Consider the following 26,936-nt stretch of genomic DNA (forward strand, 5'->3'; position numbering starts at 1 on the left):
TCTTTAATATATCCTTCATCTAGGATATCTCCTTTTAAAAAGGTGTAATTTCGAGATTCCTCAATGTCTCTCAGATTCTCAAGATTCCCCGCATAAGTGAGAGAATCTAAATTATAGATATGATAGTCCGGATAGTTGTTTGCAAATCTGCGTACAACATGTGAGCCAATAAATCCTGCACCTCCTGTTATTAAAATATTCATAATATACTGGCTTTCAGCACTTTGTTTTTCTTTATAAATTTATGATAAATACATTTTCATATCCTCTTTTCCTCTATTAGGGTATTCAATTTTGAACTTCTGCGGCTTTCTTATTAAGATATTTGAGTATGTCAATAAAAAAGAAAATGGCTAGCAAAATCAGTGGAATAAGTATAATTTTTTCTCCAAAAAAGGATTTCTGAACAATATGCGGTTCGCCAAAATAAATAATGCTAATAGCATCCTTTCGTTCCAGGAGTTCCATTTTTTTCCTTTCAATATCCCGAATCAGACTGTTCTTTAAATTAAAAAGTTCTGCAATATCCAGTTGTTTCTCATTGTCCAAAATAATTCTTTGATCATTAAGCTGACTTTCCGTACTTGCCATTCTATCCGAATATCTGCTAATTAGTTCGTCCATTTGAACCAGTAATGCTTCGTTTTGCCTAATTCTTTCCAGCGCATTTTCCTGGCTAATTTGGGTCAGCTCTTTAAAGTAACTGTTTGAGTTAATATATTCCATGACCTTCTGACTAAACTTCCGGCCGTTCGCTGCATCTTTATAAGTGAATGTGATTTTGTGTTCCAAGGAGCTTTTATTTAATATCTCTGTTCTGGTAACAGCTGTTACTAGCCCCCCATCCTGAAATTTTTCCAAAAGTTCCAAATACTCCAAATTATCGTTATCCGAATCAATGTCTTTCAAGGTCTGATCTATGGCTACCTCATACCCCTTCAAATTTGGAAGGCTAATACCTATTCGACTAAAAAAAATTGTGTCCTTTCCCTTAATATTAGCCTGAATTTCATCAACTGCATCATATAAATAGGCCTTACTTTCAAAATTTGGCTTTACGATAACTTCGGTCTGAAGTTTTTCAGACACAAACTGGTTTAAGCCAAAGGCAATTAATGCCCCGACAATAACAAGACTAAGCAAAACCAGGAAGTTCTTTTTGAAATAGAGAAAAATTCTTAAAAACCACCTGAATAGCCTATTAAAGCCATTACCAATCATTCTAAATAATTGCCCTAAATCTATTTCATCATTTGATGTGGTTTCTTTCGTTGTTTGTTGATCTGCCATATTCAGGAATTAAAAATTTGCTTAAGTATTTTATCGGTTATTAAATAGGTGGGTTTTACACCCGTTGTTCCAAGGCCCCCGGAAGCTAAGGTACTACCAGATTCCAATGGATTATCTGACGCATAATAGGCATATCTGACCTTAACTTCCTCTCTTATGCTTTTCCTGATTTTAGAAAACCATTCCCCTCAAAATCTTTGGCGCATAGTTCATTCTTAAAGGGGTAGTTATCCGCTGTTCCTTCAAAAATATGTGCAGACGGAATCATTAAATCTCCTTTACCGCCCTCGAGAATGCCTGCTTTCCCCATTATTGAAATTGAAGCCACATCTAAAAAGATGTCTTGGCCATTTTCTAAAACAAAGGGCTTTAAAAGTTCGTCAATTGTTTCATAGGCCTGTTCCCCAAAGGCATAGTCCATTACAAATATAACAGGTTTTTTATCATCAGGAAGGTTCATATTTAGTTCATAACAACAGGCGTCCTGCCCTAATTTCGCCATATCAAATATCTGAACATCTATACTCGTTCCTGAGGTGTCCTCTAAAGAGATCATGCCGTTCCGTTTTGCTTTGGTAATTACTTTATTGCGTAAAGCCATATTATCCGTGGAACTTAAAGCCTCATATATCTCAAGGGATCCGTTTGAAGGAAACTCTTTTCTAAGCGCTTTTCTGGCATATAAAGAATTTACCACGCTATGCATATTGGAGCTGATAATATGTATTGGTCTTTTTAATAAATTGTGTGTGTTTAAGGTTTTCTTTATGGTTTCGGCCCATATTTCGCCGTGAATATGATGCCCCAGGCGATCCCTTAACATACTACTAAAGGTTATTACTCTTTTCTCGCCACCCGTTTCCTCCTCAATAGATAATTTACCTAACCAATACAGAATCTTCAAAAATCTTTCAGGTTCTTTCTTTGTTGCCAGTTTATCATATACCTCTAATACCTCCACAAATGATCTTCCAAGGATGTTTGCAGTATGAATTAATGCAGTTTCTTTCTCCACTTGAGTAAGCTTGGCTTTGGTAGCTGCTTTTTCTAATTTTTTCCAATCGCGAATAGTCTTATTTGTGTCTTCTATTAAAACGCGTTGGCATATTTTATCGGCTTCTATATACAAAAAGGTAAGGTGTGTAAGTATGTCATAAATATCTGAGCGTCCTCTTGTGATCTCAATATTCATCTGCTCACTATCTATTCGGTAGCAATTTCTTCTCCTTTTGGGCGGGATAATTGCTTTAAAGTGGGATTTTCCATAACCTTCATCTGAAGTAAGATTAATATACCTGCACTGCTCTATTCCGGAAGGTAATCGTTCCAATACATATATAAGTCCATTAAGTTCAGCCTTATCTTCAGCCACTGAACCATAAATTTCCGGATGTAAAGCTAAAAGGGCATTTCTCAAAGTCTCCCCTGAAACTCCCGTAGGTTTATAGAAACCTCTATTGAATAAATGACGCATAGTAACATACATCCGCTCAATGGCATTTGTAGATTCCTGTGCTCTGGTATTATCTTTAACTATCTCCATAGACATTAGCAAAATTACATTTTATACTTAAGATTTAATTGAGTCTATAAAATTTAGTCTAATTCTAGGGTTAAATCCCTTCTTTCTAAAACGAAAATTGCTAATCTTATTCTCGCTGTAATGCCAACTTGTCTGCCACCGACCTATCATTAGAAAGGCGTTGTACCTTATTTTGGCCTCCTAATTTTCCGATAGATTTCATAAACTCCTGAAAACCACTTTTTTTGATAGAGGTGATTTTTAAACGCTGTAGTATTTTACCCTCAATAAGATCATAATAGTAACTGTTTTGTTTTTGAAGTGATGTATCTAGAATCTCAATAAATTTAGACATGTCTGAAGGTTTTCGTTCAAATTCGATAAACCACTCATGGTACGGAAGTTCATCTTTTTCAGGTGTAATTTGCGGTGCCACTGTAAACTCGTTTATAGAAGCATCACATGCCTCTACGGCCTTTTGCATGGCAACCTCAACCTCTTTTGCAATAACATGTTCCCCAAATGCTGAAATAAAGTGTTTTATGCGACCTGTAACTACAATTTTATAAGGTGTTGTTGAAATAAACCGAACGGTATCTCCAAGATTGTATCCCCAAAGACCTGCGTTGGTAGAAATAATCATGACATAGTTAACATCTAATTCTACTTCACTTACAGTAAGTCGTTTTGGTTGATCCTCAAAAAATTCATCTGCCTTAACAAATTCATAGAAGATACCAGAGTCTAACAATAACAACATGCCCTCTTCTTTTTGAGTGTTCTGATAAGCAAAAAATCCTTCACTCGCCGGAAATAATTCTATGCTATCCACTCTGCGGCCTATAAGTTCCTCAAATTTAGCCCTGTAGGGCTCATAATTGACCCCCCCATAAATAAACAGATTAAAATTTTTGAATAATGAACCTATATTTTTATCACTTGTGGCTTTTAATTTTTCAAAATACATTTGAACCCATGAAGGAATGCCTGCAATCAGTGTCATATCTTCATTTATTGTTTCCTCCACAATCTTTTCCACCTTAGTTTCCCAGTCCTCAATACAGTTTGTTTCCCAGCTGGGCAAGCGGTTCTTTTGAAGGTAGTTGGGCACGTAATGTGCTGAAATACCTGATAATCTTCCTAGTTTAATCCCGTTTTTTTCTTGTAATACCGGACTTCCCTGTAGAAATATCCACTTTCCATCAACAAAATCCGAATTTCCGGTTTCATGGATATAATTCAGAATTGCATTCCTTGAGGCAAGAACCTGTTCTTTAATAGATTCTGAAGTAATGGGAATATATTTGGCCCCTGATGTCGTTCCTGAGGTTTTGGCAAAATAGATCGGCTTTCCGGGCCAAAGAACATTTTCCTTACCCGCTACCGCCTGCTCAACATACTCACGCAAAGCTTCATAATCTCGTATTGGAACTTCATTTACAAATTCTGAGTGGCTCTTTATTCGTGCAAAATTATGATCAATTCCAAATTTTGTGTTTTGAGCATTCCGTATTATATGTTTGAAGACTTTTTCCTGACTTTTTAAAGGTTCCCCGGCCCACCTGGCTGTTTTACGGGCTATGTTTTTTGCAAAAATTCTGGCTGCTAAAGATTTTAATGACATCCTTTCTAGTTAAAATCAATATAATCTGCCGGGTTTACCGGATTGCCATTGTTCCACAGCTCAAAATGCAAATGAGGCCCTGTAGTTAATTCTCCGGTATTTCCTACGGAGGCAATAACTTCCCCGGCCCTGACAAAGTCTCCCTGGCTCTTGTTTAATGAGCCGTTGTGTTTATAGACTGAAAGTATTCCGCTTTTATGCTCCATAATTATGACATATCCAGTTTCAGTTGTCCATTCAGAAAAAATTACTGTTCCGGCAGCTACTGCTTTGACCGGAGTATCCTTAATAGCGACAATGTCTACTGCATAGTGCTTGTTTTGTGCATCATATTCCTGAGAAATTGTGCCGCTAACTGGTGAAAACAACACAAGTCCCTCACCATCTTTATTGCTTTCAAAAAGATTGTACTTATCTTCCAAAGCAACTTCTGCTCTTAGCATGGAGTCTTCTCTGATTGGACTAAGATCTACTGTGGACGGGTCTATTTTAAATTGTTCAAAAAGGGAGTCTCTGTTAATCTGATTGTTTTCAATATCTCCTCGCAAGACCATTCGAATATTACTTAAATACTTATTGGTATAATTCAGAACAGTGACCAGAGAATCTGTTTTATACGTTAATTCCGTTGCCTGTCTTTTAAGCTTTGTAGAAGAGTAGCCGGGTATATATTCCCTTAAAGGTGTAAAAGCAATAAGCAAGGTTGTAAGCCCGATAAGTGCGACAATAAACAAGGATCCTGTGACAAACACATTGAGTCTGCTAAGTTTAAAAGATATCTTTTCTTCAAAAGTACTTTCGTTAAGTATCACCAGTCGATACTTATGAAGTAGCTTTCTCCGAATTTCTTTTCTCTTTTTTCCTTTTTTAGCCATAAATACAAAGATAAACTTCGATTTGAATTAAGCAGTAAATACCTTTTAAATTTATAGTCCTCCAAATTTCACACTACGTATAATTTACGGATTGAAAACATTTTTTGACGTTTACAATTTAAAATAGATCTTCCCGTTACTATTAACAATAATATAAGTACTTTTTTTAGTACCTTTGTAATCCATTAAATTATAAAATTATGGTATCATTAATTACCTTTTTAGCAATAGGTCCATGGCAAATAGCCATAATCGTCATGGTTGTTTTACTTTTATTCGGGGGCAAAAAAATACCTGAATTAATGAGAGGTTTGGGAAGTGGAATTAAAGAATTTAAAGATGCCTCTAAAGAAGACGATCAACTTGAGGAGAAAAAAGAAGAATAACTAAGAAATTCCGCAATAGATAAAAGGCGCCAGTTATGGCGCCTTTTTTTATGGAATATAAAAAGATTAAATTTTGATATTATACCTATCGTTTTATTTATTTATTCCCTTTTTTAATGCGCTAACAGACAATTTGATACAGCGTTTCATACCATTTTGTAGTACTTTCCACACAGAATATAATAGATATTGCACCTTCCTTTTTATCGATGAAATACATAAGTTGATCGTACACGACAAAAAACATCTCTTTCACAACAAAAAATAAATAAGGAGTATTAATACTTCTAATTTCGTCGTTAAATCAATCATATTGGTGAAACTCTGCCAGAATATTTATAACACTAACAAAATAGGCAGATAGTCATATTTTCCAAGCCATTGAACTAATGAAGACAAATTTAATACAGTTTCTTTTTGCGTTACTATTGCTAACAACTTTTGGGGCAAGTGCGCATTGGAATGAGTCTATACACGAAATTACATCGGCAGATGTAATAACTTATCATAATACAAGCATTGAAGCCATTACTAATGATGTTAAGACTTCAACACCGAATACTGATGATGATTTTAAGCGAATGGCCAGAGAATACGGCATCCCTACAAGATTAGTCAAAGATTTTTTATCAGCAGAAAACGGATACTACGTTATTGCCGGAGTTTACGGAGATCGGGCTAACGCCAATAAATTTGCTCAAAAATTAAGGCTTAAGCGACTTAATCCTGTTATCATTACACATCCTGTCAGTAACTTAAACTATGTTACCCTAGCCCAGCATGAGAATTGGAAAGAAGCCATTAATTCATGTATTTCGGCAATGAATGGTAAATATCAGTCTGAGGTTTGGATTATGAATGTTCAGGGACGTAATTCGGACCACAGTGATAAGAAGTTAGATATTGAAAGCAACGAATTAAAAGAAAACTCACTTAATACATCAAAAGAATTTATAAAATCAGCAAAGAAAAATAAAATTGCGGCCAGAATAGTTCCCAGGTTCAAGGGTTTAAAGAATGGTTATTATATAGTTGCAGGTGTTTTTGGGGATGTTCACAATGTTAAATCATTCCAGGAAAAACTAAGTAAAAAAAATCTGGTTTCCAAAATAGCAACTCACCCTGAAAGTCAGTTAAACTATGTATATATCAAGGAATATAAAGACTGGGAAGAGGCAATAAATGCCTGTAAGTCTAATCTAAATGGAAACTATTATGATAAAATGTGGATCATGAATGTCTTTGATCCAGGTGAAGTAGTAACAACAGAAGATTTGTATACCTTGGAGAAGAATAAGAAAACTGTTTCAGAATTCTCCAATCAAGTCAATCCGGAGTATATTAATCTACTTGCACCATCCAGAACACATAAAAAAGGGTCTTCCATTTTTACTAATGACAAACTGCTTCAAAAGGCAGATTTATACTTTAGTAAAATGTGGTATGCCGAAGCTGCGGAACTTTACGAGCAGGTACTGGAATCAGATCCTAATAATCAATCTTTTAAAATAATAGAAAAAGCAGGGGATTCACACTATTATAATACAAATATGGAAAGAGCTTATTACTGGTATGATAAGCTGTATACTAATTATAAAAATGAGATGTCCGCAGAGAATATCTTTAAATATGCCAATTCTTCGAAGGGTACCGGGAAGTACGCAAGAGCCAAACGCTTGATGCGATTGTATGATCGAGAAATGAAAAACGGAAATTCGCGTGCACTGGAAGATCTATCAAGGGCAACTCCCAATGAAATTGTTCTAGACAATATATTAAATACGGAGGAAACAATTAACATTGCAAATTTGGCAATAAATTCAGAATATTCAGATTTCTCTCCAATGTTCTATAATGATGACGAGATGGTATTTTCATCAGCTATGGATTCTTCTTTTTTTAATACCAGACGGTATAAATGGAACAATCAACCCTATCTTGATTTATATGTCGCTAAAATTAATAAGGAATCACAGGAAGTTAGGGATGCCATTAAATTTTCAAAAAAGATAAATACCAAATACCATGAAGCATCCGTCACATTTTCTCCGGACAATGAAACGATGTACTTCACTAGAAATAATTATGGTAAAAAGTTAAAACGAGACAAAAACGGAAACAATAATTTAAAAATATACATGTCCAAAAAAATGGATGGTGAATGGACTGAAGGGAAAGAACTCCCATTTAATAGCGATGATTTTTCTACGGGCCATCCTGCCCTTAGCCCTGATGGTAAACAACTGTATTTTGTTTCCGATATGCCCGGAAGTATCGGTATGACTGATATTTTTGTAGTTGATGTACTTGGTGACGGTCAATTTTCCGAGCCTAGAAATCTTGGCCCGGAAATTAACACCGAACGAAAGGAGATGTTCCCGTTTATTAACGAAAAGAAACTCTATTTTTCTTCAGATGGACATGTTGGCATAGGCGGGCTGGACATATACGAGGTGGCTTATGATGACGAAGCAGGTTTTCTGGAGGTAAGGAACGCAGGTCAACCAATAAACAGTAAAAAAGACGACTTCTCATACATTGTTGATGAAGAAACTCAAAAGGGTTTTTTTGCATCAAACAGAAGAGGTGGTAAAGGGGATGATGATATTTATTCATTTCAAAGATTACTGCCTGAAGAAGCAAATGAAAATGCTATTGCAGGCGTTGTGACAGATTTAGTTACAGGGGAAGTAATGCCCGAAGCTTTGGTAATGCTCCTGGATGAAAATAATATTAAGCTAAAAGAAGTAGTTACCGGTGAAGATGGAAGCTTTGTGTTCGAGGATCTCGATAGCTCTACAAAATATATCTTAAAGACAGTTAAAGGCACTTATTTTATTGATGAGCAATCTGTACTTACTAAGGACAATGAGTTAGTGCATGCCGATGTATCCATGAAAAAACTTAAAGAACTAATTATTCTGGAAGATGGGATCAAAAAGTTAAAAATAGATATGATCTTCTTTGATTTTGACAAGTTTTATATCAGAAATGATGCTGCCAATGAATTGGATAAACTTGTTGAGGTAATGAATGAGCATAAAACCATGGTTATTAAAATTGAATCTCACACAGATTCCAGGGGTAAAAGAGCTTATAATAAATATCTGTCAGATAAAAGGGCAAAATCCACAAGGGAATATCTGATATTGCAGGGAATTTCTCCAGATCGCATACAAAGCGCTATAGGGTATGGAGAAGAAAGATTACTCAACGAATGTGATGGTACGGTTAGGTGCAGTTCGGCCAAGCATCAGCTCAACAGGCGTTCAGAGTTTATAATTGTTAAGATGTAGTGCAAACAGAAATGATTAATGGATAGCGTACTTTTTGTATACGCTCACTCGAGTGCTTAATTACTCTAATTATACCTAAAGGTATCTCTTTAATCCATTGATTTTCACAACCCTGTGTAGCACTTTCACAACAAACCTAGTTCCCAAAATACGTATTAAAAGAAAATTTAGTTATAACTATAATCTTAGATCTTAAAAGTCCAGCCTATGAAACATATATTACTTCTTAAAGAAATTTATACTGAAGCCTTCAAAAATCTTGGCCATGTAATAATAAAAAATTATTTCAAAGTATTTTCGTGGTTTTGTTTTATCTCTTTTATCATTGTGCTTTATGCATTTTTGTTTAGAGTAGCTACGGGATTTGCTTTCGATTAACACCAAGCAACCTAAATACCAAAGAGCGCCCTAACCGGGCGCTTTTTTATTTTCCATATACTTTCACGTTCTTTAATAAAGTCCGCGCTCCGTGCATTTAAACGCCTATTTCATGCCTTTTAAAGATGTCGAAAAGGAAGCCTGTTCTTACGCCAAATATATATGCTCTTTAACCGATTTATATAACATATTTAATCCATAAAATGATCTTTGTCTTAATTAACTTCTAAAAATACACTATATGGATAAAGTATTACTTTTTAAAGAGCTCTACTTAGAAGCTTTTAGAAATTGGACGAACATTTTTTTAAATAAATATTTTAAAGTATTTTCCTGGTTTTGTTTTGCTTTGCTCCTCATTACCATATATGCTTTTATATTTAGAGTAGCTACCGGTTTTGCATTTGATTAATTATCGGAGTTATAAAATATTAAAAGGCCCTGAAAATATATTTTCAGGGCCTTTTTAAATTAATGCTATTTAAACCTAATTGAACTGTACTGTTCTGAGAATTGCTTCAAGTTCAAACATATAATCTCTTTTGTTGGTTGCAGGAGCAAAAGTAAATCCCTCCAGGATCAATTTTCTGTTATTTGCCTTGTCATTTATAATATAAGTCAAAAAAGGGCCTGCCATAGGATAATTTTGAATTTCCCAGATCCCTCTGGCTTCTGCTGCCTTTTTCCCTGAAATCTCTGCAGGGAAAACATAAGGAGCAAATGCCTTCTCCGTGACCATAAAGGTTGTTTTATTAGGAATATCTGGTCCCGGGATATACTTTTTACCAATAGAATCCCTCATCTTTACAATATCTTTGACAAAAGTGGAATCATTTTCAAAACTGTCCCAGGGCATAGCGTACACAATTATGTTCATAGTTCCTTTGGGAATTTCACGGTCTATCCAAACAAAATTGTCTTCTTCTTTCCCGACCTTATAAATTGAAGGCAGCCTAAAAGAAATATTAAATTTAGATTGTAATATTGTGTCTTTATTTAAAGATCGTAAAAATCTTTTTTGGGCCTCTTTCATTTCTGTACTTTTAAAAGACGCAATAATTTCATCTGCCCCGGCATCCAGATTTTGCATGAGTTCTTCTTCCGTTCTCCCTTTAATTACCCCAACCTTTTGAGGTGTTGCATATAAATCTGTTTTTATATGTGCCAAATCCAGGCTGTCTAAACTAACGTATAAAACGGAACGTCTATGACGTGTCATACCTGTAAATACCTGAGGGGGCATGTGTTCTATAGAAAATTGAGGTTCGTTCCAGGTAAGCCCTACTATAGGAGCCGCAAAATGTTCCCTTACTTTGTCACCCACCTTTCCTTCCCAAAGCTTATTATCCATGACAACCGCGAGCGAATTGATTGCACCAACCGAAATAGGTTTATATGTTTTTTTATTTTTATCGTTACAAGAAATTAATATAAAAAGAGATAAAAATAGCGTTCCAAAGTATTTCATATATTTCATTTTAGGATGAACAATCGCACAGTTTCAATTTTGTGCCTGGCTGCAGATTGTTACCGCTAATACCGTTCCATTGTCGTAATTTTTCAATGGTAATTCCGGGATATTTTCTGGAGATAGTCCATAATGAATCGCCTTCTTTTACAGTGTGAACTTTAGAGTTGCCTGAAAAACTAACTGCGGGAGTAGGTTTTATTGATGTTTTTTTATTTGAAGAAGCCACGGTTACCGGCTTTCTGGGATATATGGTGAGTCGTTGACCAATTCTTAAATTATTACTTCTAAGGCCGTTCCATTTTTTTATTTGGCTAACACCAACACCATAACGTTCAGCTATCCTGCCCAGGTAGTCCCCGCTCCTGACTCTATATCGAATTCTGTCATTTGCCGTAACCAATTTGGGTAAGGCACTTTCTTTACTCTTATTCTCTTTTTCCGCGAATGCATAAATAGCGGCCTCGTTAGCTACAAATTTGCCAATAGCATCTTTTGGGAGACGTAAGAAATACTCTTTACCTTTTATTTTGGGAATAATATCTAGTTTGTATGAAGGATTAAGAACTTTTAATTCTTCATTACTTACGCCGACCAGCTTTGAAATTTGATCAAAAGTTATGAGCTTCTTGACATGAACCGTATCTGTTTCAAAATAAGCCCGTTCAACCTTATTTAACTTTATTCCATGCTCGCTTGCATACTCAAACAAATACATAGTGGCTAAAAATGCCGGTACGTAACCCGCAGTTTCTCTCGGAAGATTCCTTCTTATATTCCAATAATTCGTATAACCGCCCGATCTTCTAATAGCCTTATTTACATTCCCGGGGCCCGAATTGTACGCAGCCAAAGCTAAATCCCAGTCCTCAAAGGTTTCATAAAGTTTAGACAGATATTTACATGCCGCTGCAGTTGATTTTATGGGATCACTGCGCTCATCTACATAACTGCTTACATCCAATCCGTACATTTTACCCGTACTATACATAAACTGCCAAAGACCCGTGGCACCCACTCTTGATTTTGCCCTGGGGTTTAACGCAGACTCTACGATAGCCAGATACTTTATTTCCAATGGAATATTGTAATTATCCAATTCCTGCTCAAACATGGGAAAATAAAACTGGCTTGCTGTAATCATGCGTTCTATAAATTCATGCTTCCGCAACAAAAAGGACTGTATTACTCTTTCCAACGAAGGGTTATATGCAATGTTAAATGGAGTTTTCTGATTAAGTAATTCCAGTCGTTCCTTTAACACTTCAGTATCAATGGTAAGCTGTTTTAAGGTGTCTATATCCAGATTTGAGACATAATTATACATGTCGTCATAAAGGCTTGCATTTTCATAAAGTTCCTTCATCCATAAACTGTCGTATTTGGCAGCCTTAGAATTATCCTTAAGGTTGTAGCCATCACTTGACGTAGTAGATTCAATTGAATTGTCCTTTTCTGTCAATGTTTCCCCGAATACAGCATTCAGGTTAATTGGTTTTTGGATAACTTCAATCTTTTCTTTAGTCGATTTGTCTAAGGAAGATGTGGACTCCAAAATTGGAGATGTGTCTTGTTTTTGTGCCAGCAAGGGTCCAACAAAAACAAGAAGAAAAATGTAAAGAACTATTTCTTTATTCGCGGTCATAAATCTGATTTTTGGCCGTAGGGTGTAAGCGAAAATCGCATTTTTTTATGAAACATTAAAATAATGCTTCTTAAACTATTTCTAAAAAACAAAAATACCCGTTTATCGATAACGCCTTTAAGCCTCTAATATTGCCGCAATTCCAGGTAGAGATTTCCCCTCCAGGCTTTCTAACATGGCGCCTCCGCCAGTAGATACATAGCTTACTTTATCTTCGAACCCAAATTGTTTTACAGCAGCTACTGAATCTCCTCCTCCAACTAATGAAAATGCCCCATTTCTAGTCGCTTCGTCAATAAAATTCCCTACGGATATGGTGCCTTTGGCAAAACTCTCCATTTCAAAAACGCCTACTGGACCATTCCACAGTATTGTTCTGGAGGAAAGTATCACTTCTTTAAAGAGCTCTAATGTTTTTGGTCCGGCATCCAATCCCTGCCAGCCATCAGGGATTTCATCAACGGCCACAACTTTAGTGTTTGCATTATTATTAAAGTCATCAGCAGCTATGACATCCACCGGAAGATGAATCTGAACTCCCAACTCTTTAGCTTTCTGAAGTATGGAAAGTGCAAGATCCATTTTATCATCTTCACATATTGAATTACCTACTTTACCCCCTTGCGCTTTTATAAAGGTATAGGTCATCCCGCCTCCTATAATCAAGTGATTTATTTTACTCAGAATATTTTCAATAATGGTGATTTTAGAGGAAACCTTAGCCCCTCCAAGTATTGCTGTAACCGGTTTTTCTCCCGTTGTCATAACCTTATCTATGGCCTTGATTTCTTTTGCCAACAGGTAGCCAAAACATTTTTTATCAGGAAAAAAACCTGCCACTATTGTCGTAGAGGCATGAGCTCTGTGCGCTGTGCCAAAAGCATCATTGACAAAGATATCTCCTAAGTGTCCCAATTGTTCCGCAAAGGACGGGTCTCCTTTTTCTTCTTCAGGATAAAATCGAAGATTTTCCAGCAAAAGCACTTCTCCATTTTCCAATTCTGCTGCCGCTCTCTCGGCCTTATCACCCACACAGTCATCTACAAACTTAACCTGAACACCTAATACTTCTGAAACTTTATCACAAATATGCGATAATGATAAAGCTGAATTCCGTTCTCCTTTCGGTCTCCCAAGATGACTCATTAGAATCGCGCTTCCGCCGTCTTCCAGGATTTTAATTATCGTTGGTTTGGCTGCCTCAATTCGGTTTGCATCCGTTACATTAAAGTTACTATCCAATGGAACATTAAAATCGACCCGTACTAATGCCTTTTTATTTTCAAAATTAAAATCATCTACTGTTTTCATTCGTAATACTAGTTTAGAGAATGGCAAATGTAAAGATTAATACAATTCAGTTAAAGGCGGCTCCAATAATTTATTGTTAGATAATCAAATGTTCTATATTTGAAGGTATGTTATTTAAGGATATTCTGGGGCTTTCACATATTAAAAATCATCTGTGGTCAACTGCTGATTCGGGTCGCATACCACATGCACAATTATTTGTAGGTCCCGAAGGCAGCGGTACTCTTGTAACCGCTCTGGCTTATGCTCAATATTTATTGTGTAAGAATTCAGGTGGTGAGAACATTCCAATAGAAGATTCATGCAACCTGAAATGTACTTCATTATCCCATCCAGATTTACACTTTGCATTTCCCGTATCCAATTCAGAAAAAGTAAAATCTCATGCTGTAAGTAATAATTATCTGCAAGAATGGCGACAATTTGTAAAAGAACAGCCTTATGGAAATCTTTTTGATTGGTACCAGCTTATTGGTATTGAAAAAAAACAAGGGCAAATTGGAGTTGACGAAGCCTATGATGTTCTAAAAAAACTTTCATTAAAATCCTATGAAGGTGGATATAAAATAATGGTTCTTTGGATGGCTGAAACTATGAATATTACCGCTTCAAATAAGCTGCTAAAATTAATTGAAGAGCCTCCGGATAAGACTGTTTTCATACTTATTGCGGAAGATGAAGAACAGATCCTGCAAACGATTCGTTCAAGATGTCAGATATTACACTTTCCGCCATTATCCGAGGATGCTATTTCCGCTGCTTTGATAGAAAAAGGATTAATGAGAGAAGAAGCTTTAAGAGTTGCCCATGAAGCGAATGGGAATTTTAACAAAGCCATGGATCTTATGAACAAAGATTCTGAAGAATTAATTTTTGAAAAGTGGTTTGTACAATGGGTACGCAGTGCATTTAAAGCAAAAGGTAATAAAGCGGCTATTCATGAATTAATTCTCTGGAGTGAAGAAGTTGCCAAAACCGGCAGAGAAACACAGAAAAAATTTCTAAAGTATTGTTTGGCCGTAATGAGGCAGGCCATGCTGTTGAATTATAATGTCAAAGAATTGGTCTATATGCGCATTCATATTGACGGCTTTCAGCTTGAGAAATTTGCCCCTTTTATCCACGAAAGAAATATAATGTCTATAGTAAATGAATTGGAAGAAGCTATATATCATATTGAGCGCAACGGGAATTCAAAAATTATACTGACGGATTTGTCCATAAAACTAACTCGTCTATTGCATAAACGAGCAGCTAAATCACTATAATTTACTCCAAATACTTGATTATAAAATAGTTAAACAAAATATATTATGGAAATCATACTGAATAATGCGGCCGCCATTTTAATCTTACTATTCCTCATAATTACTTTTTTACAAAGTGGGATTGATAAGATAATTGATTGGAAAGGTAATCTGGGTTGGTTGCAAGGGCATTTTGAGGATACGCCTCTGAAAGACCTGGTTCCTATGCTTCTGGCTACTGTACTTCTTACGGAGGTGGCTGCAGGTTCAATATGTGCAGTAGGACTTTGGCAACTAATTTATATTGGAGAAGGTACGATTGCGCTTTATGGAGCCATCTTATCGTGTATAGCCTTACTAATGCTGTTATTTGGTCAAAGAATTGCTAAAGACTATGATGGGGCAAGAACCATTGCAATCTATTTTATTCCGGCCATTTTCCTTGTTTTTCTACTGCAGCCTTAGATCAAAATTAATACAACAGACTAACCGTTCTTTTGGCTTTAAAGAAATCCTCTTATAAGAGCTTCAAGTGTAAATAAAGCCTTGATATCAATTCTTATACTGTTCGTTTAGGATTTTTAAAATGTCCTGTGTAAGATCCTTGGTGTCAGTTCCATAAAGCACACTCCCGCCTTCTCCACCGCTTAAGATATAAGTAAAGCCATTACTCTTTCCAAAACCATTAATCTCCTTCTTAACTTTACTTATCAAGCTATCCATTTCTATCTGACCTTCAGTTTGCATTTGTTGTTCTTCCTGCTGCAATTGTTGGCCCATAAACTGACCTCTTTGTTGCAACAAACCGTACTCTTCCTGGGCTTGGGCCTGGGGCATGCTTTGAGCTTTGGTTTGAAAAGCTTGTGCTTCTACTTGAAATGCCTGAGAAATACTGTCTCTTCTTTTATTTAGTGCTTCTGCTTTAATCTTAAATCTGGCTTCTATATCGATTTTTTCCTGATAACCATCCATCAATTTTACGTTATCGACAAAGCCAATTTTATTTTGCTCACAAGCTGCTGCTACGATTATAAAAATCGCTAAAACTATTTTCTTCATTTGGTTCCTTAAATTAGTTCGGCAAAAATAGTAAAGGTTTTTGAAATGATTTAAGTTTTATTCAATAATTAGCCCGGCTGATTATAAAAGAGTATAATTCCTGTTCCTTAGCAGATTAATTAAATAATAGAAATTATTTATGTAAATTTTAAAATAACATGCGTATTATCTATTATTGCTGAAGTTACCTGGTCCTTTATAATTGATAAATAACAGTCTCCTTAGGGAATAATATACTGAGTTAAATAATCTGCGCTTAAATCGCATTAAAACGCTTTTTCATCCATTTTAAGGACATAAAGAAGAGATGAATACTCTTTTGTCTTCCACGCCAATATATTTGATTTGAGTCCTACTAAAAATGCTCTTAAGAAATTGCCCTTACCGCATTTATATTTTTCGGAAAGTAACGAGACATAAAAAGAATCGAATATCATGGGCTTTATCCTTAATACCTTCATCCCATTTTTAGCAAAAAGTTTTTTAATAGACAATTGAGAGAAATGCGAAAGATGTCTGGGAACATCATAAGCTGCCCAATATTCTTTATAATATTTAGCATCGTAAGATTGGAAATTTGGGACTGCCAGGATCAAAGTCCCATTCCTGTTTAGAAGGGATCCTATTTTATTAATCTGCAATTCCAAATCCGGTAAATGCTCAAGCACATGCCACAGAGTGATTACCTGAAAACCTTGTTTCCCCAGAAGATCGATGTTTTCCCTGAGTTCCAATCCTTTATTTATTGCCAGGTCCCTGGCCTTCTTATTGGGTTCAATTCCATATGTTTCCCAGCCACTTAATTTTGCAGATTCAAGGAAAGAACCAGTACCGGCTCCAATATCTAATAGTGTTTTGTCCGAAGTGGTATATTTATTAATTAACCTGATTTTTTTTCTAAGGTTGTACTGTTTAATTTGTTGATAGAGCTTTTCAACTAAAGTTTTAGCGACATCTGTATGAGAAATATATTCTTCACTATCATAATAATTTTCGAGATCCTTTGGTTGCGGGTGTGTTCGTAACATATTTAATTCCGAATCCAATAATAATTCGAATTCTTCACCGGAAACCGCAAAATCTTTTGTCTTTAAAAATCTCTTCATGTTTAATTAGTATCGCCTGGTATTTCTTTTTGCATTTCGAAGATAGTCTAAAACCTTGTCTTGAAAAAACGATTTTATATTAGGTGAGTCTCCCTGAATATCTGTTACCTTTCGGGCTTTAACTATTGTGTTTTAAATTTTTAGGTGAAATCCAATGCAGGCTTTAGTAGTATAAGCCGATTTTCCATATTTAAGATGCTGAATGGTATAGTTTAATTTAAGTTCCACGTGGAACAATTCTTATCTATCTACCCATATATACAAGCAAGACGCTTATATCACTTGGTGACACCCCACTTATTCTGGACGCCTGAGAAATTGTTGCAGGCTGAATGGTCGTCAGCTTTTCTCTTGCCTCAAAGGAAAGAGATTTTAATTTACTATAGTCGAAGTTTTCTGGAATCTTAATGTTTTCCAATCGTTGAAGTTTGTCCGCATTATTTTTTTCTTTAGCTATATATCCGGCATATTTTACCTGGATCTCAGCCTGCTCCAATACTTCTCTTTTTAAATCATTAGTATTTACATAATTCGAAACCTTTTCCAGTTTTAACATATGCGACATTGTTACCCCTGGCCTGGAAAATACTTTAAACATCTTATCTGACTGCTTAACTGGTGCCGAAGATACATCCTCTAAAATTGGGTTAATCTGTTCCGGATTAAAGCTGGTGTTTTTAAAAAACTTAATAAAATCATTAGATTTTTTTTCCTTTTCTCTCATTGCAAAAAGACGTTCCTCTTTTGCAAGTCCTATTTCATGACTTTTTGGGGTAAGTCTTAGATCAGCATTATCCTGTCGCAGGAGGGTTCTGTATTCTGCCCTTGAAGTAAACATCCTATAAGGTTCTTCGGTGCCTTTAGTTATCAAGTCATCTATTAAAACACCAATATAAGCCTCATCTCTTTTTAAAATAAAGGGCTCATTTTCATTTATTTTTAAATGTGCATTTATGCCGGCCATTATGCCTTGAGAAGCTGCTTCCTCATATCCTGTTGTGCCATTAATCTGCCCGGCAAAATAGAGGTTTTGAACCAGCTTGGTCTCCAGGGTATGTTTCAATTGAGTAGGAGGGAAATAATCATATTCTATAGCATAACCGGGTCTGAAGAATTTTACACCTTCAAACCCAACCACAGATCTTAACGCTTTGTATTGTATATCTTCGGGTAGTGAAGTTGAAAATCCATTAACATAGACTTCTACCGTATGCCAGCCCTCAGGTTCAACAAATATCTGGTGACTGTCTTTATCGGCAAACCGATTTATTTTATCCTCAATTGACGGACAATATCTTGGACCAATACTCTTAATTCTTCCATTAAACATAGGTGAGCGATCAAAACCCTCCTTTAATAATTCGTGCACTACAGCATTCGTATGAGTCATATGACAGTCACGCTGTTCCGTTAAAGTATACGATTCCAAAAATGAAAATTTTTCCGGATCTATATCCCCCGGTTGTAGAATCATTTTTGAGTAATCTAAGGATCTCCCATCAACCCTGGGTGGGGTACCTGTTTTCATGCGACCGCTTTCAAATCCGAAATCTGTCAACTGTTCTGTAATACCTGTAGCTGATTTTTCACCTGCTCTGCCCCCTCCAAATTGCTTATCCCCTATATGTATAAGCCCATTTAGAAATGTGCCGTTTGTAAGCACTACCGCTTTAGCTTTAATATTGACCCCCAATGAAGTTCTCACCCCTATCACCTTATCGCCTTCAACAAGCAATCCATTCACCATTTCCTGATAAAAATCAACTAGCGGGGTCTTTTCCAAAGCCAGTCTCCATTCTTCTGCAAAACGCATCCTGTCATTTTGTGCTCTTGGGCTCCACATTGCAGGACCTTTAGATTTATTCAGCATCTTAAATTGAATTGCCGATTTATCCGTAATAATTCCGCTATACCCGCCCAGGGCATCAATCTCTCTAACAATTTGTCCTTTAGCTATTCCACCCATAGCAGGATTACAGGACATTTGTCCGATAGTCTGCAAATTCATTGTTACCAGCAAAGTTTTTGAGCCTAAATTCGCTGCCGCCGCTGCAGCTTCAGCTCCGGCATGACCACCCCCTACAACAATTACATCATAACTCTTTTCAAACATTTTTTCGCTTATTGTTTCACGTGGAACATATTAATTTTTTCATCCTCCTTCGTCCTCATTTCTTCCTTCTCTTTCTTGCTCTTATCATTATAGCCTAACAAGTGCAATACTCCATGAGCCATAACCCGTCGTAATTCCCTTTTAAAATCCTCTTTGAATTTAACAGCATTTTCTTTAACCCGATCTACTGAAATATAAATCTCACCTGAAATAACATCCTCTTCCGAATAGTTGAAAGTAACAATGTCGGTATATGTATCGTGCCCTAAATATTTTTGATTTAGTTTAATTAAATACTCATCAGAACAAAATATATAACTCAAATCACCCAAATGGACGTTTTCGCTTACAACAATAGTATTAATCCAACTGGTATATTCCTTGATGTTCTCTAAATCAAATTCTGTCTCATAATGATAGTTAATCATCGTTTCTAAAATAACTCCTTACCCTTTCCTGATAATTTTGCCGCAAAGGTAATGCTTGCCTGTTTAAAATCTCAATTTCATTTTTATAATTCTCAAGTACATCAGGCCTTGTTAAAACAGGGTTTTGATACTGTTTTGTGTTAGACTCACTCTCTCTTTCCTCCTTCTTGCCCTGTTTAAGAGCGGCATTCTCCAGTTTTAACAATTGATGCTCAATAAAATTCATTCTATCACGTGTTCTTTGGGTTATTCCGTTCTCCAGAAGGTCATTTTCAAAATCCTCCATTTGCTTAATAAGCTTTTTGGCAAGTGTTTTATCGCCGGCTTCTATCATGTCCTCTAGTTGCTTTTCCAGTTGCTGTTTTAGATATTCCTGTTCTTTATAAATCTCATAAATTTCCTTCATTTCTTCTTCACTTATACCTCCATCTCCTGCTGCTCCATTTTCTCCATTTTTCCCTTTATCTCCTTTGCCTTTCATTGCATCCCCGCTCTGACCCTTATCACCATCTTTGCCTTTTCCCTTGTCGCCTTGATCTCCTTCCTGTCCCTTTTGACCGGGCTTTTGACCCTCGCCTTCCTTGCCTTCTCCTCCTCCTTCTCCACTTTCACCCATCTTACCCATTTTTTCCTTAAGTTCACCCTGCCCCTTGATTATGTCTGGTAGCTGAAATCCATCGTTAGGGTTCCCGGATCCGGATCCAGCCTTCATACTTTGTTGCATATTATCGAGTAAATTTGCCAAAAAATTGGCTAAGCTATTTGAAGCATTCAAAACATATTGTTCGTAAGCTGCACCCTGATATATCTTATTATCCGCTATACTCTCAAGTGACTTGTCTATATTATAGTAAACTTCGGTAATTTGTTCATTGACAAACTCAGATAATTCAGCCCTTCTTAATGACAAGGCAAATAAACTATCATCTATATGTTCGAACAAATTCCGTAATTCCTTTTGTTTTCTAACACTGCCGGAATAATTTGCCATATCAAAGTCCGAGCCTTCCAGCTGATCAAATAGCTTTTCCTGCTTAAAAGAAAAAGTAACTAAATTATCTAAAATCTGCCTTAACATCTCAGCGTCTTCCGCAATAGTCGACTCTCCGCTCGAAGAACCCGATGCGCTCAATTCCTCGCTCATTTCCTGCATTTTCTGAGAGGCATTCTTTTGCTTTTGTTTTGTTTTATTCGCAGATTTTTCCTGATTTATATCATCGTCAGATTGTTCATTGCTTTTTTGTTTATTCAATTCATCCAAAGCCTCTCCCTGATCCTCTTTAATTCCCTCTTCTTTGCTCTTATCTATTTTCAGATCAAGAGGCTTTTTAAGATCCTTATTGTCTTTTTTAAGTTCTTCAAGTTCTTTTGCAAGTTTTTCGAACTGTTCGTTCATTTCCTTTTGTAAATCCGGGCTTAACTTATCAATTTCTTTATCCGATAACACATCTTGCTCTTTAGCTAATTTCTCTAAATCCTTAGCCAATTGCGCGGCCTTTTCCGTTACATAATATCGTTTTGTTAATTCTAATAGTTGTTCTAAATTTCTTTTGCTATTTTGTTGTTTCTTACCAAGCTCCTCCAATCGCTTTGACAATTCCTCCTTGTCTATTTTGTCTGCTACCTTATTGAGCTCTTCCAATAGTTTTTCGTTCTTTTTTGCTTCAATTTCCTGCCGTTCAAGGCGCTCCTTCAGCATTTTACTGAGTTTGTCGTTTTTGTCGGATGATTCCAGATTATCCTTTAATTGTTTACTGAACTTTTGCATTAACTGCTCCTGATCCTGTTGCTTTTTTAGGAATTCCTTTACTTGCATCTGATCATTGAAGTTTAGGCTGTTCTTTTCTTTTTGCTCCCGATTTATCTCCTTCAACGCTTCTTCTTGTTTTTTAAATTTTTCCAGGGAATTATCCATGCCTTTTATTATGGCTTGTTGTACTTCTAATTCTTTGTTATTCAGCTCATTATTGTCCAATATAGTTGTCGTAAACAATTGTGTTTTAGACGTTTTTCCGTTGTGAATTTCATCATTGTCCACTGCTTCAAAATAGTAAGTATAAGCTCGTCCTTCTTCCAGAGTTAATCCAGTAGGAAAAGTGTAATAAAACTGATTATAATTTGCATTCGGAGTTCCCAGGTTAAGGATTTGTTTATCTTCTTTGCTATTATCTGCATAGCAAATTAAATTAATTGATCTAACTCTATAATCATCTGAAGCCTCTCCAATGAAATAGGCCATATTGGGATTTAAGGAGTCCGTAACCTTCTTCGCGGAAATTGAAGGATAAGCATCCTTAATCACACGAAACTGATAATCAAGTTTTTCATAGTTCGCAACATTCCCATTTGATGTAGCCAAAGCATAGGAAAATTCTTTATAAAAGGTTTTGCTTAGTGAAAATATATTTTGTTCATTATTTAATGTAATAGTAGTGTCTTTGCTAATTAAAACAATTTCATCCGTATTAAGCCCTTCAAGCTTCCAGCTTACTCTTGTTCCTTCCGGAAAGGTTGCGTTTCCGGTACCTTTAAGGATATCTGAGGGTCTTTTAGTATATTCCGGATAATCTAACGTAATTTCGAAGAATTGTATTGATGGTGTTTTTAAAGATTTCAATTCATAAATCCTTGAATCCACCTTATTAGCCATAAAAAAGAATTTCGTCGTAATTAAAGGAGCAGTAAAAGTATATTCATATAAATCATTAACCTTTTGTAGTAAGATTTCCTTTCCATTCACAACTATATAAACTTCTGTTGGCTTGACTTTCCCTTCCGTTGCCACTTGTACTGTAAAGCTACTGTCTTCCAAGACTTGCAAATCACCTGATAATAGCCTGAAGACAAAAGGAGCCGGAGGTTCATAAGCCGTGTCATAATTTATAACTCGTTCATAGGAGCCAAAAAATGAGTCCATATTTCCCGAAACCCAAAGCAGCGCTAAAATCAATACCGGAATCGTAACATATTTCAGGTATTTAAAGTTATCGTTAATGTTTATAGCGGTGGTAAAAGGCACCATTTTCAAATTGTCTGAACGCTGTTGGATGCTCGCCAACAAAAGTTCAGACCTGTCATTGTCCTCCGCTAAATCAAGCAGATTGTATAATTTATCCCCAACTTCCCCAAAGTGTTTCCCGATTAACAATGAAGCTTCTCTATTGCTTATCCCTTTTTTAATTTTGAATAGATAGGAAATGGGAATTAAAATATAATAATATAGTAATAATGTCTCAACTGCTAAAAACAGTAATAACAAAATAAAACGGCCCTTAGAATTAAGCCAGAAAAAGTACTCTATTCCAAGTATTGCCAAAAAATATAATACACCAAAAGCTAAAAAAAGCAACCCTCCTTTTATTAGCATTTTCGTATAATACTTACGGCTAAACTTATTCAGTTTGTCCAATATGTTGTTATAACTACTCAAATTCTGCTATATTTAATACCAAGATACCCGTTAAACTAGATTATTGCCTCAAATATTTGTTAAAAAGTAGTGAATGAAAGATTTAAAGTACCTTGCGGCATTTACTATACCAATCTCAGCCTTTATTGGGATATACCTCAAAGGATATTGGAGTTTCATTACACCGGTATACGCATTTTTATTGATCCCCGCTTTAGAGCTACTGCTTCCTGTAAATACTGCAAACTTTGAAGGAAATGAAAGAGAAACCAGACTAAAAAACAAGCTTTTTGACTGGTTGCTTTATTTAAATATCCCTTTCGTTTTTGGGCTCTTTTACTATTCATTAAATGAACTTGCTACCAGCTCCTACCAAATCTATGAACTAATAGGGATTATAATATCCATGGGAATTGTTCTGGGAACCAATGGCATTAATGTAGCCCATGAATTAGGTCACCGCGCTAACAGTTATGAACGTTTTTTGGGCAAGCTATTACTTCTTCCGTCCTTATATATGCATTTCTATATTGAACATAATTATGGTCATCATCTTCACGCGGCAACAAAGGAAGATCCTGCAACAGCAAAATACAACCAATCGGTATATTCCTTTTGGATAACTTCCGTTTCACGACAATACCTAAATGCCTGGGTTATTCAGGGAAAATTGCTGCAATCCCAGAACAAGGGTAACTTTTCCTTAAATAATGATATGTTGTGGTATACCTTAATTCAGTTTGCGCACTTAAGTCTTATCTACTACTTTTTTGGTGCTTCAGTTTTACTTTATGCAATCTTAGCAGCTATTGTTGGCTTTTTACTGCTTGAAACTGTCAATTATATAGAACATTATGGCTTGATTAGAAAAAAACTACCCTCCGGCCGTTATGAGCGAGTGCGTGAAGTACATTCCTGGAACAGTAATCATGTAATGGGCCGCATCATTCTATATGAATTAACGAGACATAGCGACCACCACTTTAAATCATCTAAAAAATACCAGATTTTGGATTATCATGATAGTTCGCCCCAGATGCCCTTTGGTTATCCAACTTCCATGGTCCTGTCATTTCTGCCTCCACTATGGTTTAGTGTAATGAATCCCAGAATACCTGATGAAATGAAAGAAGCTAGTTTATAATTTATTTTATTGTGCTTTTTTAACAACTATCTTTGTCGCCAAACTTCATCTAAATGACTAATAAAGTTCGTGTTCGGTTTGCGCCAAGTCCAACGGGTCCTCTACATATAGGCGGGGTTAGAACTGCGCTCTATAATTATCTTTTCGCAAAACAAAACAATGGGGATTTTATTCTCAGAATAGAAGATACTGATCAAAATCGCTTTGTTGAAGGTGCAGAAAAATATATCATAGATGCCTTAAACTGGTGTGGTATACCTTTTGACGAAGGTCCGGGAAAAGAATTAGGCCATGGCCCATACAGACAAAGCGAACGTAAATTGCTTTACAAGAAATATGCGGATCAACTCATAACCAGCGGAAAGGCTTATTATGCCTTTGATTCAGCTGAGAGTCTCGATTCTCACCGTAAGGACCATGAGAGTAGGGGTAAAACGTTCATATATAATTGGCATAATCGTTTAAAGCTAGATAATTCGTTATCTCTCAAGCCTGAAGAACTACAAACCAGGCTGGCTAATGAAGAAAATTTTGTTGTTCGTTTTTATACCCCGCAGGACGAAGTTTTGCATTTGACTGACGTTATCAGAGGCGATATACGGATTGACACCAACATATTAGATGATAAAGTATTATTCAAAAGCGATGGTATGCCCACCTATCATCTGGCTAATATTGTTGACGATCATCTTATGGAGATAAGCCACGTCATACGCGGCGAAGAGTGGTTGCCTTCATTGGCGCTGCATACACAATTATACGATGCTTTTGGGTGGCAGGCCCCTAAATTTGCGCATCTGCCATTAATCATGAAGCCCGAAGGTAAAGGTAAATTGAGTAAACGTGATGGGGAAAAAGGAGGGTTTCCCATATTTCCGCTTTCATGGGGAGATTCCACAGGATATAAAGAGGCCGGCTACTTCCCGGAAGCGGTAGTTAATTTTCTCGCTCTTTTGGGATGGAATCCAGGCACGGAGCAGGAAATTTTCAAATTGGATGAGTTGATTAAAGCTTTTGACCTGAGTCGGGTGCACAAATCAGGCGCCAGGTTTGATCCTGAAAAGACTAAGTGGTATAATCATCATTATCTTCAAGAACAAGATGATATAGTTTTACTAAACTCCTTTAAACCTATACTTGCCGAAAAACTTAATAATGAACCCGCATTTGACCTTAATCTTGGAAATAATGATAATTACATAGCCAGCGTAATTTCTTTGATAAAAGAACGCGCCTCGTTTGTGCATGAATTCTGGGAATTATCCCAGTATTTCTTTCAGACGCCTAATACGTATAATGAAAAGGCCGTTAAAAAACAATGGAAAGATAGCACCCCATCCATTTTAAATAAGCTGATACCGCTGTTGGAAGCCAGCCAAGATTTTTCTTCCCCCGTTGTCGAAGAAGTTGTTAAAAACTGGATTGGTCAGAAAGGCCTCTCTTTCGGGCAAGTTATGGCTCCTTTAAGATTAGTCATAGTAGGAGATTTAAAAGGGCCGCATTTATTTGATATTATGGCTATGGTAGGACAGGATGAAAGTATTAAAAGAATTAGACTTGCACTAAGTAAATTGTAACAAATTGTAAATAATTGCGACATATATATTACATCTCTCAAATAATATTCACTAACTTAATTTAAATCTCATGGGTAATTTCCTTCTTATCCCTATTATTGTTATAGGGTTTTTTATTTTTCTAGCTTCTTTTTTTATTGTCAAACAGCAAACTGCTGTGATTGTTGAGCGGTTTGGAAGGTTTCACAGCATCAGAAATTCAGGATTACAAATGAAAATTCCGTTGATAGATCGTATCGCGGCTCGCCTTGGCCTTAAAATACAACAATTAGATGTAATTGTTGAAACCAAAACTTTGGACGATGTATTTGTAAAACTGAAAATTTCAGTACAATATGTGGTTCTTAAAGAAAAAGTTTATGAGGCGTTCTATAAGTTAGAATATCCTCACGATCAAATTACTTCTTATGTCTTTGATGTGGTTAGGGCAGAGGTTCCTAAAATGAAATTAGACGATGTCTTTGTAAAGAAAGATGATATTGCTATAGCCGTAAAATTCGAATTACAGGAAGCCATGTTGGACTATGGGTATGATATTATAAAAACTCTGGTGACCGATATTGACCCGGATGCCCAGGTTAAAGAGGCTATGAACAGAATTAATGCTTCAGAACGTGAAAAGATAGCTGCGCAGTTTGAAGGAGACGCGGCTCGAATCCTGATAGTTGAAAAGGCCAAGGCAGAAGCAGAAAGTAAGCGATTACAGGGCCAGGGGATTGCAGATCAAAGACGAGAAATCGCACGAGGATTAGAAGAATCCGTTGAAGTCCTGAATAAAGTGGGCATAAATTCTCAGGAAGCTTCAGCACTAATTGTGGTTACTCAACATTATGACACCCTGCAATCCATAGGCGAGGAAACAAATACTAATTTAATCTTACTTCCTAATTCACCTCAAGCCGGAAGTGACATGCTAAATAATATGGTAGCTTCATTTACGGCCAGTAATATGATTGGCGAATCCATGAAAAAGCAAAAACCCAAGGAATAACTTAAGGGTGGTTTAACAAGATTCTAAAAGTTCTTGTCAGAGTAACATTTGGCAAGAGCTTTCTGTT

General features: G+C 36.2%; 21 protein-coding genes and 1 pseudogene. 9 read left to right on the forward strand and 13 right to left on the reverse strand.

The genetic code is table 11. The features are described 5' to 3' along the window. The 5 genes and pseudogenes from Q0X66_RS11645 to Q0X66_RS11665 form a co-directional block, all read right to left on the reverse strand. The coding region (locus Q0X66_RS11645; RefSeq protein ID WP_297706579.1) for a GDP-mannose 4,6-dehydratase at window positions 1–206 on the reverse strand (206 nt) is incomplete at its 3' end. An 82-nt stretch (window positions 207–288) separates the two neighbouring features. Further along, a complete protein-coding gene (locus Q0X66_RS11650) occupies window positions 289–1,290 on the reverse strand; it encodes a hypothetical protein (RefSeq protein ID WP_297706540.1) in 1,002 nt (333 codons plus the stop codon). A gap of 2 nt (window positions 1,291–1,292) precedes the next feature. After that, window positions 1,293–2,833, reverse strand: a pseudogene (locus Q0X66_RS11655) (hypothetical protein). A 106-nt stretch (window positions 2,834–2,939) separates the two neighbouring features. Further along, window positions 2,940–4,436: a GH3 auxin-responsive promoter family protein gene (locus Q0X66_RS11660; protein ID WP_297706542.1), complete on the reverse strand. Its 1,497-nt coding sequence runs from the start codon at window positions 4,434–4,436 to the stop codon at window positions 2,940–2,942. 5 nt (window positions 4,437–4,441) lie between these two features. Continuing rightward, window positions 4,442–5,311: a M23 family metallopeptidase gene (locus Q0X66_RS11665; protein ID WP_297706543.1), complete on the reverse strand. Its 870-nt coding sequence runs from the start codon at window positions 5,309–5,311 to the stop codon at window positions 4,442–4,444. 200 nt (window positions 5,312–5,511) lie between these two features. Here Q0X66_RS11665 and Q0X66_RS11670 point away from each other — a divergent pair, with 200 nt between their 5' ends. The 4 genes from Q0X66_RS11670 to Q0X66_RS11680 all read left to right on the forward strand — a co-directional run bounded on the left by Q0X66_RS11670 (window position 5,512) and on the right by Q0X66_RS11680 (window position 9,783). Continuing rightward, on the forward strand, window positions 5,512–5,697 hold the full coding sequence (locus tag Q0X66_RS11670; protein ID WP_297696181.1) for a twin-arginine translocase TatA/TatE family subunit: 186 nt from the start codon (window positions 5,512–5,514) through the stop codon (window positions 5,695–5,697). Window positions 5,698–6,086: 389 nt separating this feature from the next. Further along, window positions 6,087–8,993 carry an OmpA family protein gene (locus Q0X66_RS11675; protein ID WP_297706545.1) on the forward strand — a complete coding sequence of 969 codons (2,907 nt, stop codon included), beginning with the start codon at window positions 6,087–6,089 and terminating at the stop codon, window positions 8,991–8,993. Between the two features lie 207 nt (window positions 8,994–9,200). Continuing rightward, window positions 9,201–9,371: a DUF6747 family protein gene (locus Q0X66_RS15940; protein WP_366938690.1), complete on the forward strand. Its 171-nt coding sequence runs from the start codon at window positions 9,201–9,203 to the stop codon at window positions 9,369–9,371. A 241-nt stretch (window positions 9,372–9,612) separates the two neighbouring features. Further along, the gene (locus Q0X66_RS11680; protein ID WP_297706547.1) at window positions 9,613–9,783 is read left to right on the forward strand and encodes a DUF6747 family protein; all 171 of its coding nucleotides are present in this window, start codon (window positions 9,613–9,615) and stop codon (window positions 9,781–9,783) included. Window positions 9,784–9,858: 75 nt separating this feature from the next. On the opposite strand, the gene Q0X66_RS11685 is transcribed toward Q0X66_RS11680, so the two are convergent. The 3 genes from Q0X66_RS11685 to Q0X66_RS11695 all read right to left on the reverse strand — a co-directional run bounded on the left by Q0X66_RS11685 (window position 9,859) and on the right by Q0X66_RS11695 (window position 13,795). Then, window positions 9,859–10,839 (reverse strand): DUF4837 family protein, encoded by a 981-nt coding sequence (locus Q0X66_RS11685; protein WP_297706549.1) that lies wholly within the window; start codon window positions 10,837–10,839, stop codon window positions 9,859–9,861. Window positions 10,840–10,849: 10 nt separating this feature from the next. Further along, the gene (locus tag Q0X66_RS11690; RefSeq protein ID WP_297706551.1) at window positions 10,850–12,484 is read right to left on the reverse strand and encodes a LysM peptidoglycan-binding domain-containing protein; all 1,635 of its coding nucleotides are present in this window, start codon (window positions 12,482–12,484) and stop codon (window positions 10,850–10,852) included. A 117-nt stretch (window positions 12,485–12,601) separates the two neighbouring features. Beyond that, complete coding sequence (locus Q0X66_RS11695; protein WP_297706553.1) at window positions 12,602–13,795, reverse strand: phosphoglycerate kinase; 1,194 nt, start codon at window positions 13,793–13,795, stop codon at window positions 12,602–12,604. Between the two features lie 107 nt (window positions 13,796–13,902). Here Q0X66_RS11695 and Q0X66_RS11700 point away from each other — a divergent pair, with 107 nt between their 5' ends. Next, on the forward strand, window positions 13,903–15,063 hold the full coding sequence (locus Q0X66_RS11700) for a DNA polymerase III subunit delta' (RefSeq protein ID WP_297706555.1): 1,161 nt from the start codon (window positions 13,903–13,905) through the stop codon (window positions 15,061–15,063). 45 nt (window positions 15,064–15,108) lie between these two features. Further along, on the forward strand, window positions 15,109–15,507 hold the full coding sequence (locus Q0X66_RS11705) for a DoxX family protein (protein WP_297706557.1): 399 nt from the start codon (window positions 15,109–15,111) through the stop codon (window positions 15,505–15,507). 87 nt (window positions 15,508–15,594) lie between these two features. On the opposite strand, the gene Q0X66_RS11710 is transcribed toward Q0X66_RS11705, so the two are convergent. From Q0X66_RS11710 to Q0X66_RS11730, 5 genes are all read right to left on the reverse strand, one after another. Further along, window positions 15,595–16,101, reverse strand: coding sequence for an OmpH family outer membrane protein (locus Q0X66_RS11710; RefSeq protein WP_297706559.1), 507 nt, complete (start codon window positions 16,099–16,101; stop codon window positions 15,595–15,597). A 266-nt stretch (window positions 16,102–16,367) separates the two neighbouring features. Then, complete coding sequence (locus Q0X66_RS11715) at window positions 16,368–17,207, reverse strand: class I SAM-dependent methyltransferase (RefSeq protein ID WP_297706562.1); 840 nt, start codon at window positions 17,205–17,207, stop codon at window positions 16,368–16,370. A gap of 244 nt (window positions 17,208–17,451) precedes the next feature. Further along, on the reverse strand, window positions 17,452–19,320 hold the full coding sequence (gene mnmG / locus Q0X66_RS11720) for a tRNA uridine-5-carboxymethylaminomethyl(34) synthesis enzyme MnmG (protein ID WP_297706564.1): 1,869 nt from the start codon (window positions 19,318–19,320) through the stop codon (window positions 17,452–17,454). 8 nt (window positions 19,321–19,328) lie between these two features. Next, on the reverse strand, window positions 19,329–19,748 hold the full coding sequence (gene ybeY, locus Q0X66_RS11725; RefSeq protein ID WP_297706566.1) for an rRNA maturation RNase YbeY: 420 nt from the start codon (window positions 19,746–19,748) through the stop codon (window positions 19,329–19,331). After that, a complete protein-coding gene (locus tag Q0X66_RS11730; RefSeq protein ID WP_297706568.1) occupies window positions 19,741–23,178 on the reverse strand; it encodes a DUF4175 family protein in 3,438 nt (1,145 codons plus the stop codon). The genes ybeY and Q0X66_RS11730 overlap by 8 nt, the downstream gene beginning before the upstream one ends. Before the next feature lie 73 nt (window positions 23,179–23,251). Here Q0X66_RS11730 and Q0X66_RS11735 point away from each other — a divergent pair, with 73 nt between their 5' ends. From Q0X66_RS11735 to Q0X66_RS11745, 3 genes are all read left to right on the forward strand, one after another. Beyond that, window positions 23,252–24,301, forward strand: a complete 1,050-nt coding sequence (locus tag Q0X66_RS11735; RefSeq protein WP_297706570.1) for an alkane 1-monooxygenase — start codon at window positions 23,252–23,254, stop codon at window positions 24,299–24,301. Window positions 24,302–24,354: 53 nt separating this feature from the next. Beyond that, window positions 24,355–25,878, forward strand: coding sequence for a glutamate--tRNA ligase (gltX, locus tag Q0X66_RS11740; RefSeq protein WP_297706572.1), 1,524 nt, complete (start codon window positions 24,355–24,357; stop codon window positions 25,876–25,878). 70 nt (window positions 25,879–25,948) lie between these two features. Then, complete coding sequence (locus Q0X66_RS11745; RefSeq protein ID WP_297706574.1) at window positions 25,949–26,869, forward strand: SPFH domain-containing protein; 921 nt, start codon at window positions 25,949–25,951, stop codon at window positions 26,867–26,869. Window positions 26,870–26,936: the final 67 nt, after the last annotated feature.

This window comes from uncultured Eudoraea sp., assembly GCF_947260015.1.
Taxonomy (GTDB): domain Bacteria; phylum Bacteroidota; class Bacteroidia; order Flavobacteriales; family Flavobacteriaceae; genus Eudoraea.

Coding starts and splice junctions, on each gene's coding strand:
- Q0X66_RS11650 (WP_297706540.1), bottom strand. CDS start 1,290: ATGGCAGATCAACAAACAACGAAAGAAACCACATCAAATGATGAAATA.
- Q0X66_RS11660 (WP_297706542.1), bottom strand. CDS start 4,436: ATGTCATTAAAATCTTTAGCAGCCAGAATTTTTGCAAAAAACATAGCC.
- Q0X66_RS11665 (WP_297706543.1), bottom strand. CDS start 5,311: ATGGCTAAAAAAGGAAAAAAGAGAAAAGAAATTCGGAGAAAGCTACTT.
- Q0X66_RS11670 (WP_297696181.1), top strand. CDS start 5,512: ATGGTATCATTAATTACCTTTTTAGCAATAGGTCCATGGCAAATAGCC.
- Q0X66_RS11675 (WP_297706545.1), top strand. CDS start 6,087: ATGAAGACAAATTTAATACAGTTTCTTTTTGCGTTACTATTGCTAACA.
- Q0X66_RS15940 (WP_366938690.1), top strand. CDS start 9,201: ATGAAACATATATTACTTCTTAAAGAAATTTATACTGAAGCCTTCAAA.
- Q0X66_RS11680 (WP_297706547.1), top strand. CDS start 9,613: ATGGATAAAGTATTACTTTTTAAAGAGCTCTACTTAGAAGCTTTTAGA.
- Q0X66_RS11685 (WP_297706549.1), bottom strand. CDS start 10,839: ATGAAATACTTTGGAACGCTATTTTTATCTCTTTTTATATTAATTTCT.
- Q0X66_RS11690 (WP_297706551.1), bottom strand. CDS start 12,484: ATGACCGCGAATAAAGAAATAGTTCTTTACATTTTTCTTCTTGTTTTT.
- Q0X66_RS11695 (WP_297706553.1), bottom strand. CDS start 13,795: ATGAAAACAGTAGATGATTTTAATTTTGAAAATAAAAAGGCATTAGTA.
- Q0X66_RS11700 (WP_297706555.1), top strand. CDS start 13,903: ATGTTATTTAAGGATATTCTGGGGCTTTCACATATTAAAAATCATCTG.
- Q0X66_RS11705 (WP_297706557.1), top strand. CDS start 15,109: ATGGAAATCATACTGAATAATGCGGCCGCCATTTTAATCTTACTATTC.
- Q0X66_RS11710 (WP_297706559.1), bottom strand. CDS start 16,101: ATGAAGAAAATAGTTTTAGCGATTTTTATAATCGTAGCAGCAGCTTGT.
- Q0X66_RS11715 (WP_297706562.1), bottom strand. CDS start 17,207: ATGAAGAGATTTTTAAAGACAAAAGATTTTGCGGTTTCCGGTGAAGAA.
- mnmG (WP_297706564.1), bottom strand. CDS start 19,320: ATGTTTGAAAAGAGTTATGATGTAATTGTTGTAGGGGGTGGTCATGCC.
- ybeY (WP_297706566.1), bottom strand. CDS start 19,748: ATGATTAACTATCATTATGAGACAGAATTTGATTTAGAGAACATCAAG.
- Q0X66_RS11735 (WP_297706570.1), top strand. CDS start 23,252: ATGAAAGATTTAAAGTACCTTGCGGCATTTACTATACCAATCTCAGCC.
- gltX (WP_297706572.1), top strand. CDS start 24,355: ATGACTAATAAAGTTCGTGTTCGGTTTGCGCCAAGTCCAACGGGTCCT.
- Q0X66_RS11745 (WP_297706574.1), top strand. CDS start 25,949: ATGGGTAATTTCCTTCTTATCCCTATTATTGTTATAGGGTTTTTTATT.